General features: G+C 68.2%; 19 protein-coding genes. 5 read left to right on the top strand and 14 right to left on the bottom strand.

What is annotated here, in order from left to right:
• The first annotated feature begins 129 nt into the window (after window positions 1-129).
• Window positions 130-357, top strand: coding sequence for a hypothetical protein (locus tag AC07R7_RS05155; protein ID WP_492888266.1), 228 nt, complete (start codon window positions 130-132; stop codon window positions 355-357).
• Between the two features lie 52 nt (window positions 358-409).
• Here the strand turns inward: AC07R7_RS05155 and AC07R7_RS05150 are convergent, their stop codons facing one another.
• Together AC07R7_RS05150 and AC07R7_RS05145 are read right to left on the bottom strand one after the other, a co-directional pair.
• Window positions 410-565, bottom strand: a complete 156-nt coding sequence (locus AC07R7_RS05150; RefSeq protein ID WP_494634378.1) for a hypothetical protein — start codon at window positions 563-565, stop codon at window positions 410-412.
• 39 nt (window positions 566-604) lie between these two features.
• Window positions 605-1,147 (bottom strand): hypothetical protein, encoded by a 543-nt coding sequence (locus AC07R7_RS05145; RefSeq protein WP_494634377.1) that lies wholly within the window; start codon window positions 1,145-1,147, stop codon window positions 605-607.
• A 110-nt stretch (window positions 1,148-1,257) separates the two neighbouring features.
• Between AC07R7_RS05145 and AC07R7_RS05140 the strand changes: the two genes are divergently transcribed.
• Window positions 1,258-2,016 carry a Crp/Fnr family transcriptional regulator gene (locus AC07R7_RS05140; protein ID WP_492888143.1) on the top strand — a complete coding sequence of 253 codons (759 nt, stop codon included), beginning with the start codon at window positions 1,258-1,260 and terminating at the stop codon, window positions 2,014-2,016.
• Here AC07R7_RS05140 and AC07R7_RS05135 read toward each other — a convergent pair.
• The 9 genes from AC07R7_RS05135 to AC07R7_RS05095 all read right to left on the bottom strand — a co-directional run bounded on the left by AC07R7_RS05135 (window position 2,013) and on the right by AC07R7_RS05095 (window position 8,592).
• Window positions 2,013-2,978, bottom strand: coding sequence for an NAD(P)H-dependent flavin oxidoreductase (locus AC07R7_RS05135; RefSeq protein ID WP_492888144.1), 966 nt, complete (start codon window positions 2,976-2,978; stop codon window positions 2,013-2,015). The genes AC07R7_RS05140 and AC07R7_RS05135 overlap by 4 nt on opposite strands.
• Before the next feature lie 78 nt (window positions 2,979-3,056).
• Window positions 3,057-3,194, bottom strand: coding sequence for a hypothetical protein (locus tag AC07R7_RS05130; RefSeq protein ID WP_492837424.1), 138 nt, complete (start codon window positions 3,192-3,194; stop codon window positions 3,057-3,059).
• Window positions 3,195-3,330: 136 nt separating this feature from the next.
• Window positions 3,331-4,113, bottom strand: a complete 783-nt coding sequence (locus tag AC07R7_RS05125) for an SDR family NAD(P)-dependent oxidoreductase (RefSeq protein WP_492837425.1) — start codon at window positions 4,111-4,113, stop codon at window positions 3,331-3,333.
• A gap of 62 nt (window positions 4,114-4,175) precedes the next feature.
• Entirely contained in the window at window positions 4,176-4,937 is a 762-nt protein-coding gene (locus AC07R7_RS05120; RefSeq protein WP_494634376.1) for a site-2 protease family protein, read from the bottom strand.
• A 58-nt stretch (window positions 4,938-4,995) separates the two neighbouring features.
• The gene (locus AC07R7_RS05115; protein WP_494634375.1) at window positions 4,996-5,415 is read right to left on the bottom strand and encodes an NUDIX hydrolase; all 420 of its coding nucleotides are present in this window, start codon (window positions 5,413-5,415) and stop codon (window positions 4,996-4,998) included.
• Between the two features lie 11 nt (window positions 5,416-5,426).
• Window positions 5,427-6,488: a patatin-like phospholipase family protein gene (locus AC07R7_RS05110; protein ID WP_494634374.1), complete on the bottom strand. Its 1,062-nt coding sequence runs from the start codon at window positions 6,486-6,488 to the stop codon at window positions 5,427-5,429.
• A 10-nt stretch (window positions 6,489-6,498) separates the two neighbouring features.
• Entirely contained in the window at window positions 6,499-7,296 is a 798-nt protein-coding gene (locus tag AC07R7_RS05105; RefSeq protein ID WP_492837430.1) for a 3-hydroxybutyrate dehydrogenase, read from the bottom strand.
• An 88-nt stretch (window positions 7,297-7,384) separates the two neighbouring features.
• The gene (yaaA, locus tag AC07R7_RS05100; RefSeq protein WP_494634373.1) at window positions 7,385-8,152 is read right to left on the bottom strand and encodes a peroxide stress protein YaaA; all 768 of its coding nucleotides are present in this window, start codon (window positions 8,150-8,152) and stop codon (window positions 7,385-7,387) included.
• A 41-nt stretch (window positions 8,153-8,193) separates the two neighbouring features.
• Entirely contained in the window at window positions 8,194-8,592 is a 399-nt protein-coding gene (locus AC07R7_RS05095) for a DUF1801 domain-containing protein (RefSeq protein ID WP_494634372.1), read from the bottom strand.
• A gap of 126 nt (window positions 8,593-8,718) precedes the next feature.
• Here AC07R7_RS05095 and AC07R7_RS05090 point away from each other — a divergent pair, with 126 nt between their 5' ends.
• Window positions 8,719-9,171 (top strand): hypothetical protein, encoded by a 453-nt coding sequence (locus AC07R7_RS05090; RefSeq protein WP_494634371.1) that lies wholly within the window; start codon window positions 8,719-8,721, stop codon window positions 9,169-9,171.
• The gene (locus AC07R7_RS05085) at window positions 9,168-9,464 is read left to right on the top strand and encodes a transcriptional regulator (protein ID WP_494634370.1); all 297 of its coding nucleotides are present in this window, start codon (window positions 9,168-9,170) and stop codon (window positions 9,462-9,464) included. Before AC07R7_RS05090 ends, AC07R7_RS05085 begins: the two co-directional genes overlap by 4 nt.
• On the opposite strand, the gene AC07R7_RS05080 is transcribed toward AC07R7_RS05085, so the two are convergent.
• The gene (locus tag AC07R7_RS05080) at window positions 9,461-10,468 is read right to left on the bottom strand and encodes a hypothetical protein (protein WP_494634369.1); all 1,008 of its coding nucleotides are present in this window, start codon (window positions 10,466-10,468) and stop codon (window positions 9,461-9,463) included. The two genes, AC07R7_RS05085 and AC07R7_RS05080, sit on opposite strands and share 4 nt — an antisense overlap.
• 107 nt (window positions 10,469-10,575) lie before the next feature.
• On the opposite strand from AC07R7_RS05080, the gene AC07R7_RS05075 reads away from it, so the two are divergent.
• On the top strand, window positions 10,576-10,893 hold the full coding sequence (locus AC07R7_RS05075; protein ID WP_494634368.1) for a hypothetical protein: 318 nt from the start codon (window positions 10,576-10,578) through the stop codon (window positions 10,891-10,893).
• Here the strand turns inward: AC07R7_RS05075 and AC07R7_RS05070 are convergent.
• Both AC07R7_RS05070 and AC07R7_RS05065 read right to left on the bottom strand, forming a co-directional pair.
• Window positions 10,890-12,299, bottom strand: a complete 1,410-nt coding sequence (locus tag AC07R7_RS05070) for an FAD-binding oxidoreductase (protein WP_494634367.1) — start codon at window positions 12,297-12,299, stop codon at window positions 10,890-10,892. The two genes, AC07R7_RS05075 and AC07R7_RS05070, sit on opposite strands and share 4 nt — an antisense overlap.
• Window positions 12,300-12,355: 56 nt before the next feature.
• Entirely contained in the window at window positions 12,356-12,679 is a 324-nt protein-coding gene (locus AC07R7_RS05065) for a 1-deoxy-D-xylulose-5-phosphate synthase (protein ID WP_492888155.1), read from the bottom strand.
• Window positions 12,680-12,683 lie beyond the last annotated feature (4 nt).

Here is a 12,683-nt window from a genome sequence, read left to right as displayed (position 1 = left end):
CTGTCACCGTCCCGCGCCTGACGGGCGAGCGGTCGGCTTCCGCTTGGGGACAAAATGCCCCTCGGTGTCAAAAAAGCTTGAACAATAAGGGCCTTGTGATCGCCACAGATCAGGCGTTCCCTGTGGATACTGCAAGGAGGTCTGCCCATGACTGAGGTGCATTATGGTGTCGTTCGGGTCGGCGATCGCTGGTCCATCATCGGCGACAACCTGCGCTTTGGCGCTTACGAAACGCGCGGCCAAGCCAGCGCCGCGGCCCGACGCCTGGCCGAGCATCCAGCCGGCCTGGGCCTGCATGTGATGCTGCACGAGCAGGAAGAGGACTGGGTGCTGCCCGGCCCGACGACGCTGAGCTAAGGCATTCCTCCAACCGCTCATCCCCGCGAAAGCGGGGACCGAAGCTGACGCTTCAAACCAAATTCTTGTCATCCCGGAAGCCTCGCAGAGGCTGTCCGGGACCCAGGGGTCGGCGCAGTGCGGCTACCCCTGGGTCCCGGCTCTCCGCTGCGCTGCGGCCGGGATGACAAGCTTTGGATAGGGCGGAAACCGGCGCCTGGGCCCTCACCTCCGGGGAGGCTGGAGGCTGGAGGCTGGAAGATACAGTCTAGGCTTCCGCCGTCTCTTCCTCCTCGCCGTACAGGAACGGCTTGATGACCCGCCACACCTGGAGCACCGACGCGACCGCGCCCACCACGGACGCGACGACCTGGAACGCCTGCCAGACGAAGCCGACCAGCGGGTCCTCGCCCAGCATCGCCACCAGCGGGTAGATCAGGTGACTGACCGCGATCCGGAACTGAGCGTAGGCGGTGGAATACTCCACCGACGCCCCGGCGATAGCGGCGGTGACGATCACCGCCAGCACCGGCGCCCACAGCAGCGGCAGGACCAGCAGCAGGGCCAGGGCCGTGATCAGCGACTTGGTCGACAGGCTGACGTCCTGGGCTAACGTGATCCCGACGCCGGTGATCACCGCCAGGCCCAGCAGGGCCAGGGCGATCGGCAGGGCGAGGTCGGCGGTCTCCGCCAGCGGCGCGCCCACGCCGAAGACCATGGCGGCCATGACCAGCAGGGTGACGACGAACGATCCGAGCCATAGCGCGCCGTACTGGCTCAGCCTCCGCCGCAGGTGTCGCTTGGCGATCATGGGTCTACTCCGTGGCCCTTGCGGAGGGTGCTTCGGAAGAGTCTCGCCGTCCACGGGAAACTAAGCCGTGCGCCGCGCGCTTATGCTGTCGAGCTTCACGGGAGGCACGCATGACCGCCATCACCCGCATCGTCCGCAGCACCGTCGAGGGCGACGCCGCCCCGACCTACGATTCCAACCGTCTGCTGGCCGCCCTGCGCCCGGACGCCCTGGCCGAATTGGCCGCGCACATGGTTCTCGTCGACCTGCCGGCCGACGCCGTGCTGTTCGATGTCGGGGACGACGTCGAGCACACCTACCTGCCCTGCGGCCCCACCCAGGCCTCGCTGCTGGTGGTGACCTCGGACGGTCAGGAGATCGAGGCCGCCAGCATCGGCTTCGAAGGCGCGATCGGCGGCGTGGTCAGCGCCGGCTTCAAGCCCGCCTATGGCCGCGCCGTCGTTCGCGTGCCCGGCCACGCCTTCTGCCTGCCGACCGCCAAGCTGGAGGAGGTCAAGCTCCGCCACGCCGTCGTCGGCGACCTGTTCGATCGCGCCGCCGACGCCTTCATCGCCCAGATGATGCAGGTCGCCGCCTGCAACGCCCTGCATCCGATCGAGCAACGCGTCTGCCGCTGGCTGCAGTTCGCCCACGACCGCTCGGGCAAGGAGCCGATCCGCCTGACCCAGGAGACCCTGGCCCAGATGCTGGGCGTGCAGCGCACGACGATCAGCGCCGTCGCCCGCGTCCTGCAGGACGCCAAGGTCATCCACATCGGCCGCGGCAAGGTCGAGGTGCTGGACCGTCCGGGCCTGGAAAAGCGCGCCTGCGAATGCCACGCGGTCTTCGAGGCGCACTTCCAGCGGATCCTGCCCCCGCACAAGCGTTAGACGCGGAAGGCGTTCGCCCGGTCCAGCGCCGCCTCTGCCTCGCTGACGAGCCGCGCCACGATCTCGCCGGCCGGCAGCACCTCGCGCACGCCACCGGCGCTCTGGCCCATGGCGAAGCAGGACTTGGCCGGGTCGAGACCCTCGATCTGGCCGCCGATGCCGCCCATGGCCCCCGCCCGGATCGAGATCATGGCCTGCTGGGGGAAAGGCTGGATGTCGGATGGCCGGCCCTCCCAGTCGTCGACATAGGGGTTCTTCTTCACCCGCATCGGCTTGCCTGAGTAGCAACGGGTGCGGATCGTGTCTTCGTCGGCCGCCTCGACCACCGCCTGGCGATAGAGGTCGCCGGCGTGAGCCTCGAGGCTGGCGATGAAGCGCGTGCCCATCCAGACGCCCTGGGCGCCCAGGGCCAGGGCCGCCGCGAGGCCCCGGCCATCATAGAGCCCCCCCGCCGCGACGACAGGGATCTTCACGGCCTCGACCGACTGCGCGACCAGCGGCAAGGTGCCGACCAGACCGGTGTGGCCGCCGCCCTCCCCGCCCTGGCAGATGACGGCGTCGCAGCCGGCCTGCTCGGCCTTGACCGCGTGCTTCACCGCCCCGCAGACGACCATGACCTTCAGGCCGGCCGCCTTGAGGCGCGCGATGATCGGCAGCGGCACGCCAAGGCCGGCGATGAAGGACGAGGCGCCCTCCTCGATAATGACCTCGACGCTGGCGGTCAGCGCGTCCGGCGTGGCGGCCAGCAGGTCGACGCCGAACGGCTTGTCGGTGAGGCTTCGGACCTCGCGCATCTGGTCGCGGATGAAGTCCGGCGAGGTCCCGGCCATGCCCAGCACACCGTAGCCGCCGGCGTTCGACACCGCCGCCGCCAGCGGCGCATAGGACACCCCGCCCATGCCGGCCAGAAGGATCGGATGCTCGATATGCAGTAGATCGCAGAGCGGCGTGCGCAGGCCCATGACCGTTCCTCCCGTTGCTTTCAGGGAGGATTTCGCGCCGCGCCCGCGCCCGCAAGCGTGCCGCGAGGTTAGCCTAGCCTAGTTGTGGCGGACCAGCTCGGTCTCGACGTCCGATTCGGCGGTCCAGAAGCAGCTGGCCATGGCCGTCAGGACCAGGGCGATCAGCGTCAGGAAGCCGCGCGGCGGAGCCAGGCTGACAACGTCTTGGGGCGTCATCGTCTTTGTTTCCTCGTCGGCGCCCGGATCTGATGTCCAGGCTGCCGTGGAGAAAGCTTCTCACCGCGCGGACCGTTCCGCAAGGCCCTGTTTTACCTGGGTTTTTATTGGACTTCAGAGTCCAAGAAACACGCCGTCAGAAGATCGAGTATCCGCCGTCGATGACGATGGTCGTGCCCGAGTGGTAGCTCGACGCGTCCGAGGCCAGATAGACGGCCATGCCGCCGAAATCCTCGGGCTCGCCCCAGCGGCGAGCCGGCACGCGCGGGATGACCTTCTCGGCGAAGGCGGCGTTCGCCTGCGCCCCGGCCGTCATGTCGGTGGCGATCCAGCCCGGCAGGATGGCGTTGGCGCGCACGCCATAGCGGGCGTGCTCGACGGCGACCGACTTGATCATCGAGATCACCGCGCCCTTGGTGGCCGCATAGGCCTCGTTGCGGGCCGCGCCCTCGATGGCGGCCAGCGAGGCCACCCCGACCAGCGAACCGCCCGGATCGCCGGTCTTGGCGCGCTCGACCATGTGGCGGCAGGCCTCGCGCAGGGTGAAGAACACACCGTCCAGATTGACCGACAGCACCTTGCGATAGGTCTCGGTCTTCATCTCGACAAACGAGGGCGAACCGAAGCCGACGCCGGCATTGGCGAAGACGCTGTCGACCCGGCCCATGGCGGCCACGGCCTCCTCCATGCCTTCGCGGACCTGATCTTCGTCGGAGACGTCGACGGTCTGGGCCTTCACCCGCACGCCCAGCGTGGTCAGCTGCTTCTCGGCCTCGAGATTGCGCTCGGGATTGGAGCCCCAGATGACGATGTCGGCGCCAGCCTCCGCCATCGCCTTGGCCATGCCCAGGCCGATGCCGCGATTGCCGCCAGTGACCAGGGCCACCTTGCCCGACAGATTGAACGGCGCGTAGGCCATGGCGAACCTCCCTCTTGTCTCTGAAACGCTTGTTTGAAGGAGAGGCGGTCAGGGGCGGAAGGTCAAGAGCCCCAGAAGTGGAAGGCCTGCCAGCCGGCGCCGACGGCCGACCGCGATACGCCCAGGAGGTCGGTGACCGTCAGGGCCGCGCCGAAGATGAAGCCGCTGACCCCGGGGACCCAGAAGATCAGGGCGAACAGGATGAGAAAGCCGATCCGCTCGATCTTGACCAGCCTGGCCCGCACGCCGTCGGAGAGGAACGGCCGGATGACGCCGTAGCCGTCCAGGCCCGGGATCGGCAGGAGGTTCAAGACCAGGGCGCTGGCCTGCAGCAGGGCCAGCAGCGACAGGGCGTTGTAGAGCGGACCGGAGGCGACGAACGGCAGGGCGATGGCCAGGGCGACCAGCACCGCCAGCGTCCCCAGCGGCCCGGCCAGCGAGGCCAGCGACCGCCAGCCTTTCGACCGCATCAGGTCCTCGCGCAGATAGACCGCCCCGCCGGGAAAGCCGATGCCGCCCAGGGCCAGGGCGATCAGCGGGAAGATGAGGGTGGTGACGAGGTCCGAATACTTGAGCGGATCGAGGGTCAGGTAGCCCTTCTCGACAATCGTCGTGTCACCGGCCTTGTGCGCGACGAAGGCGTGGCCGAACTCGTGGACCCCGACGCTGAGGATCCAGGTCGCGGCGACAAAGGCGAAGGTCAGCGGTCCGGCGGGCGGCAGCTGGGCAGCGACGGCCCAGCCCAGACCGACGCACGCGGCGATCAGGATCAGGGCGTTGGGGCTGAGAGAGGTGCGCGGGGCGCGGGCTTCGACGAGGGTCATGGGTGGATTGAACACGGGCGATGGCTGGACGCAACGAAGCGCCGTGACGGAGGGGCGTCTAAGCCCCGAGCCGCTGATACGTCTCCGCGATCACCCGCCGTGTTTCTTCCCACTCGACCAGGGCCATGGCCTCGTCCAGCGTCACGAATTTCGCCTCGGCCGCGTCGTCGCCGGCCACTGGCTCGCCGCCGGTCCAGCGGGCGGCGTAGTCGATCATCACGTAGTGGCGGGTGATCTCGCCGCCTGGACGGGCCGGAAACACGCCGTCGACCACGTCCAGCAGGCCCAGCAGCTCGGCCTCGACGCCGGTCTCTTCCTTGAGCTCGCGCAAGGCGGCGACCTCCAGGGTCTCTCCCCATTCCAGCCTTCCGCCCGGCAGGCTCCACTGGTTCAGTCGAGGCGGCGTGCCGCGCCGGATCAGCAGGACCTCGTCGCCGCGCAGGCAGACGACACCGACGGTCGGCACGGGATGGTTCATGGCCAGGTCCTTCAGGGGAAGCCGACCTTGAGATCGACGCTGGACTTCACACCGATGCAGTTTCCGCAGTCGGCCAGCCAAGCTTCCGCCGCCTTGCGCCCCCGCGCCTTGAGATCGGTCAGGAAACTCCACTCGGTGTTGAACTTGGTGGAGAGCGACAGATCCGCCAGCGGCTTGTCGGCGGTGATGGCGTGGACCAGCATCCGGCGGTAGCGGCCCCGGGCGTTTTCCTTCAGCAGCCCCTCGTCCAGCAGCTTCTGCACGAAGCCGATGGCCCGCAGCTCCGAGGCCAGGGAGGCGTTGAAGGTGATCTCGTTCAGCCGGTCCATGATCTCGCCCGGGGACTTGGGCGTCTCCTCGCGGACGAAAGGGTTGAGGCTGACGATCAGGATGTCGTCGGGGGTGTCGTCATAGAACAACGGCCACAGCGGCGGATTAGCCAGGAAACCACCGTCCCAGTAGGGCTCGCCGTCGATCTCCACGGCCTGGAAAACCTGCGGCAGGCAGGCGCTGGCCATGATGTGGCGAGACGTCAGCTCGGTCTCGCGGAAGATCACCGACTTGCTGGTCCGCACCGCCGTGGCGGCGACATAGAGCTTGATCGGGCTCTTCTCGCGGATCTGGCTGAAGGTGATCTCGGCTTCCAGCGTGTCGTGCAGCGGGTTCAGGTTGAACGGATTGAACTCGTAGGGGCTGAGCGACAGGGCGAAGGTCTCGGCCATCCGCCAGCCGGGAGTGTTCTTCAGCCAGTCGGCCCCGCCGCTGAACGCGGAGGTCCAGATCGAGGTGTCGCCGAAGACATTGCGTCCGCCCTGCCGGTTCACCTGCCGCCAGAAAGATTCGAGACGCTTCCTGGCCCCGGCCTTGCCGTCGTCGATCAGGCCCTGGGCCAGGCAGACGGCGTTCATCGCCCCAGCCGAGGCGGCGGTGGCCGCCCGGATCTCCAGATCGTCCTCCTCCAGCAGGCGGTCGAGCACGCCCCACTCGAACGCCCCGTGCGAGCCCCCGCCCTGCAGGGCCAGGCTCAGCGTCCGGGGGGCGGACTTCTTCTTGATGAAGGGCGGGATGGGCACGCGGCCCAGCCTATTGCGCGACCCAGCCGCCGTCGACCTGGAACGCCGCGCCATTGGCCGAAGCCCCGGCGTCGGAGACCAGATAGAGCAACATGCCGCCCAGCTGTTCGAAGGTGACGAACTGCTTGGTTGGTTGGGCGGCCAGGATCACGTCCTTCATCACCGCCTCTTCCGAAATGCCGCGGGCCTTGGCCTGATCGGCGATCTGGGCCTCGACCAGCGGGGTCTTCACGAAGCCGGGGCAGATGGCGTTGCAGGTGATTCCGTGCTCGGCGACCTCGAGGGCCACCGTCTTGGTCAGGCCCAGGATGCCGTGCTTGGCCGCGACATAGGCCGACTTGAACGGCGAGGCGACCAGACCATGCGCCGAAGCGATGTTGACGATCCGCCCGCGTCCCTGCTCCTTCATGATCGGCACGGCCGCCTTGGTCGCGTGGAAGGCCGACGACAGGTTGATCGCGATGATCAGGTCCCACTTGTCGTCCGGGAAATCCTCGATCGGGGCCACGTGCTGGACGCCGGCGTTGTTGACCAGGATGTCCAGCTCGCCAAACTCGGCCTTGGCGGCGCGGACCATGTCGGCGATCTGGTCGGGCTTGGTCATGTCGGCGCCGTGATACAGCACCTCGACGCCGTGGGTTTCGGCCATCTCGGCCCGGGCCCGTTCGATGGCGTTCATCTCGCCCAAGCCGTTCATGACGATGTTGCAGCCCTGGGCGGCGAGCGCGTCGGCCAAGGCGTGACCGATGCCGCTGGTCGAGCCGGTGACGATGGCGACCTGCCCCTGCAAACCGAAATCCACGGCCATGCGCTCACGCTCCCTGCATTTGCTGCGACGCAGCATATAGCTCGCCCATGCGAGAGGCGAGCGCTTATAAATTCATCGATAGATGAATTCAGGGCTGCGGGCGAGCGAAAACCCAGTCGGCCTCGGTCGAAAGGTTCGGCTTGAAGGCGTAGCCGTCAAGGTCGAACCGCTTCAGCCCTTCGGCGAGGTCGATCCGGTTGTCGATGATGTAGCGGGCCATGCGGCCCCGCGCCTTCTTGGCGAAGAAGCCCAGCACCCGCAGCTCGCCGTGCTTCTCTTCCTTGAAGTGGCAAGTGACCACCGGCAGCTTCAGGGCCTTGGCGTCGACGGCGCCGAAATACTCCTGGCTCGCCAGGTTCACCAGGGTCGGGTCGTCGTGGCCCTCGGCGGCGGCGTTCAGGGTCGTGGAGATCGTCTCGCCCCAGAAGTCGTAGAGGTTGCTGCCACGCTTGGTCTTCAGCCGCGCGCCCATCTCCAGGCGATAGGGCTGCAGGGCGTCGAACGGGCGCAGCACGCCGTAGAGGCCCGACAGGATCCGCAGGTGATCCTGGGCCCACTCCAGGGCCGGACGGTCCAGCTCGCGGGCGGCCAGGCCGGCATAGACATCGCCGTTGAAGGCGATGATCGCCTGCAGGCCATCCTCGAGCTCGGAGTCGAAAGCCTGGAACCGCTCGCGGTTCAGCTTGGCCAGGGCGTCGGAGATGTGCATCAGCCGCTTGAGGTCGGGCGCGGTCAGCTTGCGCGTGACCTTGGCCAGTTCGGCGATCTGGGGCTTCAGCGCCGGCGTGGTGAGCGGCAGCACATCCTTGGGGGCGGTGAAGTCCAGCGACTTGGCGGGCGAGATGACCATCAGCATGGCCGGGAGATAGAGGCTTAGGAGCGACGGCGCCAGCTATGTCATTCCCCTGAGTCGACACGCCGCCGCATGTCCGCATGGGCGGCGGCGATCAGCTCGACCAAGGCCGCTTCGTCGATCGGCCGGCCCCAGCGCAGTTTGACGTGCCGCATCCGCTTGCCCGTCCCTTCGAGCAGACGGCCCGGATCAGGCAGCGACGCACCCGCGTAGAAACCGATGCTGGCATGGGCGGCGAAGGCGTCGACATAGGCGAAGGCGGCGTCGTCGACGCAGGCGGTCGGATGGCCGTCGTGCAGCAGTTCGCGGACGTCTCCGCCGCTGGCCCGCAGGCGCTCGAACCAAGCGTGACCCAACTGACGTAGCGGATCGTCGGCCGAGAACCAGGCCTCGACCTCGGCGTGACGCCGGACAGCGCTGGCGAACCGGAAGAGCGCGCTCATGCCGCCATCAAGCTCGCCCCGATCGCGCTTGTCGAGTCCATCACTTTCCAGATCGGAAAGTTTCCACTTGCCACACTGGAAAGTAGCGAGTTATGACTTTACGCAATGGAAAGTAAGGAAGTCGCCATGACCCGAGACGAAGACGCCCTGCGGATGCTGGCCGAGGTCGAAGCCGCCAATACCGACCTGGCCGAACGGGCCAAGGCGCCGATCTGGCACCACCCGGCGCTGGGTGTTCTGATCGGCGGGCTGATCGGGGTGCAAGCGCTGCCGATCCCCCTCGTGGTCGCGTTTTATGCCGTCTATCTCGCCGGCCTGTGGCTGCTGGTGCGAGCCTACAAGCGTCACACGGGAATGTGGGTCAGCGGCTACCGCGCCGGGCGCACACGCTGGATCGCGGTCGGGCTGGCCGCGCTCGCGACGCTCGGTGGACTGATCTCGCTTTGGCTGGTGCACGAGCGGGGGCTAACCCTGGCGCCGCTGGTTTTCGGCGCGCTGGTCGCCGTGATCGTCACCATCGGCGGCTTCGTCTGGGAAGCGGCCTTCCGCGCCGACCTGCGCGACGGCGGCTCGCTGTGAGCGTGGAACTGGACCCGGTGATCCACGCCCCCAATCGCCTGCAGATGTGCTGCATGCTGGCGGCGGTGGACACCATCGACTTCGCCACCGTCCGCGAGGCGCTGGACGTCTCGGAGTCGGTGCTCTCCAAGCACGTGAAGACCTTGGAGGAAGCCGGCTACGTCAAGGTCAGCAAGGCCGCCTCCGACGGCCGCCAGCGCACCTGGCTGTCGCTGACCAGTCCCGGACGCAAGGCGCTGAAGGGCCACCTGGGGGCTCTAAAGGCGATGATGGCCGGGGTGCCGGAGACCTAACGGGTCAGGACGATCGGCTTGACCGCGCCGCCCGAGACCGAGACCAGGGTGACGATCGTGCCGCCCTCCTGGACCATATAGCCGCCGCCATTACCGGCCGGGCTCTCGATACTGACCACGGCCGCGACATAGTAGTCGCCGTCGGGCAGGCGGTCGAAGGCGAAGCCGCCCTGGGCGTCGCAGGTCTCGACCGTGATGACCGGATCGAACGGCTGCGGCTCCCAGGTCGTCCGGCGGGCGAAGCCGCCCTGCTCCGAACCATAGGCCTGGCGCACGAAGGCGATAGTGGAAGGACCGCGCGGGAACAACCGCACCGGCGAGCCGGCGCAGCTGCGAGTCTGGCCGTTGCGCGTGCGCAGGAAGGCCGTGCCCTTGATGATGTTGCTGCTGCTCACGACCGGCGGGGGTGGCGGCGGCGGCGCGACTGGCCCCCCGGAGAGCGGCGCGGGCGTGTAGACCGTCGGCGCCGCCGGTGCGTAGGTCGGCGCGCGGGAGGGCGGCGGAGCCGGTGTGTAGATCGGCGGCGCCGCGACCGGCTCGGGCGCATAGACCGGTTGCGGAACGGCCGGCGGCGGCGGGACAGGCTCCGGCGGCAGGATCTCGGCGGGCGGGTCGTAAGGTCCAGTCCGCTCCAGCTTCACGAAGGCCGGATTGGGCACGAGGTCCTGGGTGGCCCCGGTGGCGGAGTCGATGCCGACCCCGATCAGACCGCCGATCAGGACGTTGCCGGCCATGCCGGCGGCGCCCGCCTTGGCGGTCTTGTGGGTGACGGTGATGGTGGCCGGGCGGTACCCCGGCTTGGTGACGGTGGCGACAAACTCGCTCTTGCGGCTCATGCGGATCGCGCACGGCGTCGCTTCGCAGAAGTGGCCGTTGGTGGTCTCGACCTTGGCGCCGATCGGGTCGCTGTTGACCTCCCAGGCGTCGGTCGAGCCGCGCGTCACAGACGCGCAGGCGCAGAGCAGGACGCACGCGGACGCCGACGCGACCAAACCAAACTTCATGATCTTTCCCCGCCCATCCCCTGACAGGTGCGCCTTATGGACGCCTAGGAGTTGAGTAACCGTGAAGGCGGCTCGACCCATCCGGGCGAGACGGCTATGCAGCGCCCATGACCCAGACTTTTGGCCTCGTGGCCGCTCTCGCCTGGCCGCTGCCGATGGTCGTGGCCGCGTTCCTGGTCGCCCGCGACCGGACGCTGAAGTTCCGCATCGTGTGGGCGCTGATGTGCTTCGTCGGCGTCGGCGCGTTCTGGATGCAACAGGGCACGGGCCACTGGGGCTTCATACCCCTGGCGATCAACGTGCTGGGTCCCGGCTCGCAGGCCGGCTTCTACAAGGCCACGATCCCGGCTGGCGCGATCGGCGTGCTGGTCCTGCAGGCCCTGCGCGTCCGCAAGCGGCGCGCCCTCGCCAAAGCCGCCGCCTAGAACAGAATCCTGGGGTTCATGATCCGCTTGGGGTCCAGAGCCCCCCGGATCGCGCGCAGGGCCGCGACCTCGATCGGGTCCTTGTAGGTCAGGGCCTCGGCCGTCTTCATCGCCCCCAGACCGTGCTCGGCGCTGATCGAGCCGGCGAAGCTGGCGGTGATGTCGTGGACGATCCTGGCGCCCAGCTCGCGCTGGGCGTCATGAGCGTCATCATCCGCGCCAACGGGTTTGAGCACGTCGTAGTGGACATTGCCGTCGCCGACATGGCCGAAAGCGATGATCCGCACGCCGGGGAAAGCTTCCTCCAGCGCCGCGTCGGCCTTTTCAATGAAGGCCGGGATCTTCGAGACCGGCACCGAGATGTCGTGCTTCCACACCGCGCCCTCGGGCTTCTGGCCCGCCGAATGGCCCTCGCGGATGTGCCAGAAGGTCTTCTCTTGCGTCTCGGTCTGGGCGACGGCGGCGTCGGCGATCAAGCCGTCGCCCAGGGCCTTGGCCAGCAGGCGTTCCAACGCCGCCTCGGCCGTCCCGGGCTCGCCGCTGGCGATCTCGATCAGCACGTACCAGGGATGCTCGGTCGGCAGCGGGTCGCGCAGGCCCGGCACGTTGCGGATGGTCAGGGCGAAACCCAGCAAGCTCATCAGTTCGAAGGCCTCGACCGCGCCGCCGGTCTCGTCTTTCGCCCTCGCGAGAAGCTGGATCGCGTCGGCCGGCGCGTTGAGGCCCACGATCGCCACCGCCCGCGAGGCCAGCGGCGCGTGCAGCTTCAGCGAGGCCGCGGTGACGATGCCCAGCGTGCCCTCGGCGCCGATCAGCAGTTGCTTGAGGTCGTAGCCGGTATTGTCCTTGCGCAGGCGCTTGAGGCCGTTCCAGATCTCGCCATTGGGCAGCACCGCCTCGACGCCCAGCACCTGCTCGCGCATCATGCCATAACGCAGCACGGTCGTGCCGCCGGCGTTGGTCGAGATCAGCCCCCCGATCGTGCAGGAGCCTTCCGAGGCCACGCCGACCGTGAAGCGCCGGCCGACCCGGGCGGCCTGCTGGTGGGCTTCGTGCAGCGTGACCCCGGCCTCCAGCACCATGGCGTCGTCGAGCGGGTCGACGTCGCGGATCGCCTTCAGCTTCTGGGTCGAGAGCAGAATCTCGCCGTGCGGGATCTGGCCGGCGACGAGGCCGGTATTGCCGCCCTGGGGCGTGATCGCCACGCCCTCGGCCGCGCAGATCCCGACCACGGCGGCGACCTCGTCGGTCGTGCGCGGCGTCACCAGCAGCGGCGTCTCGCCCCGCCAGCGACCGCGCCATTCGACGAGGTGTGGCGCGAGCACGTCCGGATCCTGGCTCCAGCCGCCCTCGCCGAGCACGGCCTTGATCCGGGAGACGACATCGGCGGGAACGGGCTTGATCATGGCGCTCAGTATAAGCGGCGGATTGGGTCGATGTCAGCGTCTACGGCGTCGCGGACCTAACCCAAGGCGGGGTCGGGAAGGCCCCGGATGTCGCGCCAATATTCCTCGCGCACATTGTCGTCGATCACGGCCGGATCGCCCGCGCCCTTGAACAGCCGGTCGGCGCCGTCCTTGCGCGCCCGGGCGATCCAGTACGGATGGCCGGTCACGCTGTCCTGGAAGTTGGCTTTCAGGCCCGAGTGGCGCAGGGCCCAGAACGTCTGGCCGGCATAGTGCAGGGTCTCGCCGCTCTTGGACGAGACGACCCGCCCGATCCGCGCCGGCCCGTTGATGCCCTTGGACTTGTCCTCGACATACATGATCCGGGTCTTGCTCTTCATCGGT

The sequence above is a fragment of the Caulobacter sp. GW821-FHT05F04 genome (assembly GCF_059419665.1).
The sequence above is the reverse complement of the archived record's forward strand: the minus strand, read 5'-3'. Positions and strand labels throughout refer to the sequence as shown.

What these genes read in the sequence shown, in the direction of transcription:
- AC07R7_RS05145 (WP_494634377.1), bottom strand. Translation starts at nt 1,147, where the DNA reads ATGATCGCCAAGCGACACCTGCGGCGGAGGCTGAGCCAGTACGGCGCG.
- AC07R7_RS05140 (WP_492888143.1), top strand. Translation starts at nt 1,258, where the DNA reads ATGACCGCCATCACCCGCATCGTCCGCAGCACCGTCGAGGGCGACGCC.
- AC07R7_RS05135 (WP_492888144.1), bottom strand. Translation starts at nt 2,978, where the DNA reads ATGGGCCTGCGCACGCCGCTCTGCGATCTACTGCATATCGAGCATCCG.
- AC07R7_RS05130 (WP_492837424.1), bottom strand. Translation starts at nt 3,194, where the DNA reads ATGACGCCCCAAGACGTTGTCAGCCTGGCTCCGCCGCGCGGCTTCCTG.
- AC07R7_RS05125 (WP_492837425.1), bottom strand. Translation starts at nt 4,113, where the DNA reads ATGGCCTACGCGCCGTTCAATCTGTCGGGCAAGGTGGCCCTGGTCACT.
- AC07R7_RS05120 (WP_494634376.1), bottom strand. Translation starts at nt 4,937, where the DNA reads ATGACCCTCGTCGAAGCCCGCGCCCCGCGCACCTCTCTCAGCCCCAAC.
- AC07R7_RS05115 (WP_494634375.1), bottom strand. Translation starts at nt 5,415, where the DNA reads ATGAACCATCCCGTGCCGACCGTCGGTGTCGTCTGCCTGCGCGGCGAC.
- AC07R7_RS05105 (WP_492837430.1), bottom strand. Translation starts at nt 7,296, where the DNA reads ATGGCCGTGGATTTCGGTTTGCAGGGGCAGGTCGCCATCGTCACCGGC.
- yaaA (WP_494634373.1), bottom strand. Translation starts at nt 8,152, where the DNA reads ATGCTGATGGTCATCTCGCCCGCCAAGTCGCTGGACTTCACCGCCCCC.
- AC07R7_RS05095 (WP_494634372.1), bottom strand. Translation starts at nt 8,592, where the DNA reads ATGAGCGCGCTCTTCCGGTTCGCCAGCGCTGTCCGGCGTCACGCCGAG.
- AC07R7_RS05090 (WP_494634371.1), top strand. Translation starts at nt 8,719, where the DNA reads ATGACCCGAGACGAAGACGCCCTGCGGATGCTGGCCGAGGTCGAAGCC.
- AC07R7_RS05080 (WP_494634369.1), bottom strand. Translation starts at nt 10,468, where the DNA reads ATGAAGTTTGGTTTGGTCGCGTCGGCGTCCGCGTGCGTCCTGCTCTGC.
- AC07R7_RS05075 (WP_494634368.1), top strand. Translation starts at nt 10,576, where the DNA reads ATGACCCAGACTTTTGGCCTCGTGGCCGCTCTCGCCTGGCCGCTGCCG.
- AC07R7_RS05070 (WP_494634367.1), bottom strand. Translation starts at nt 12,299, where the DNA reads ATGATCAAGCCCGTTCCCGCCGATGTCGTCTCCCGGATCAAGGCCGTG.
- AC07R7_RS05065 (WP_492888155.1), bottom strand. Translation starts at nt 12,679, where the DNA reads ATGAAGAGCAAGACCCGGATCATGTATGTCGAGGACAAGTCCAAGGGC.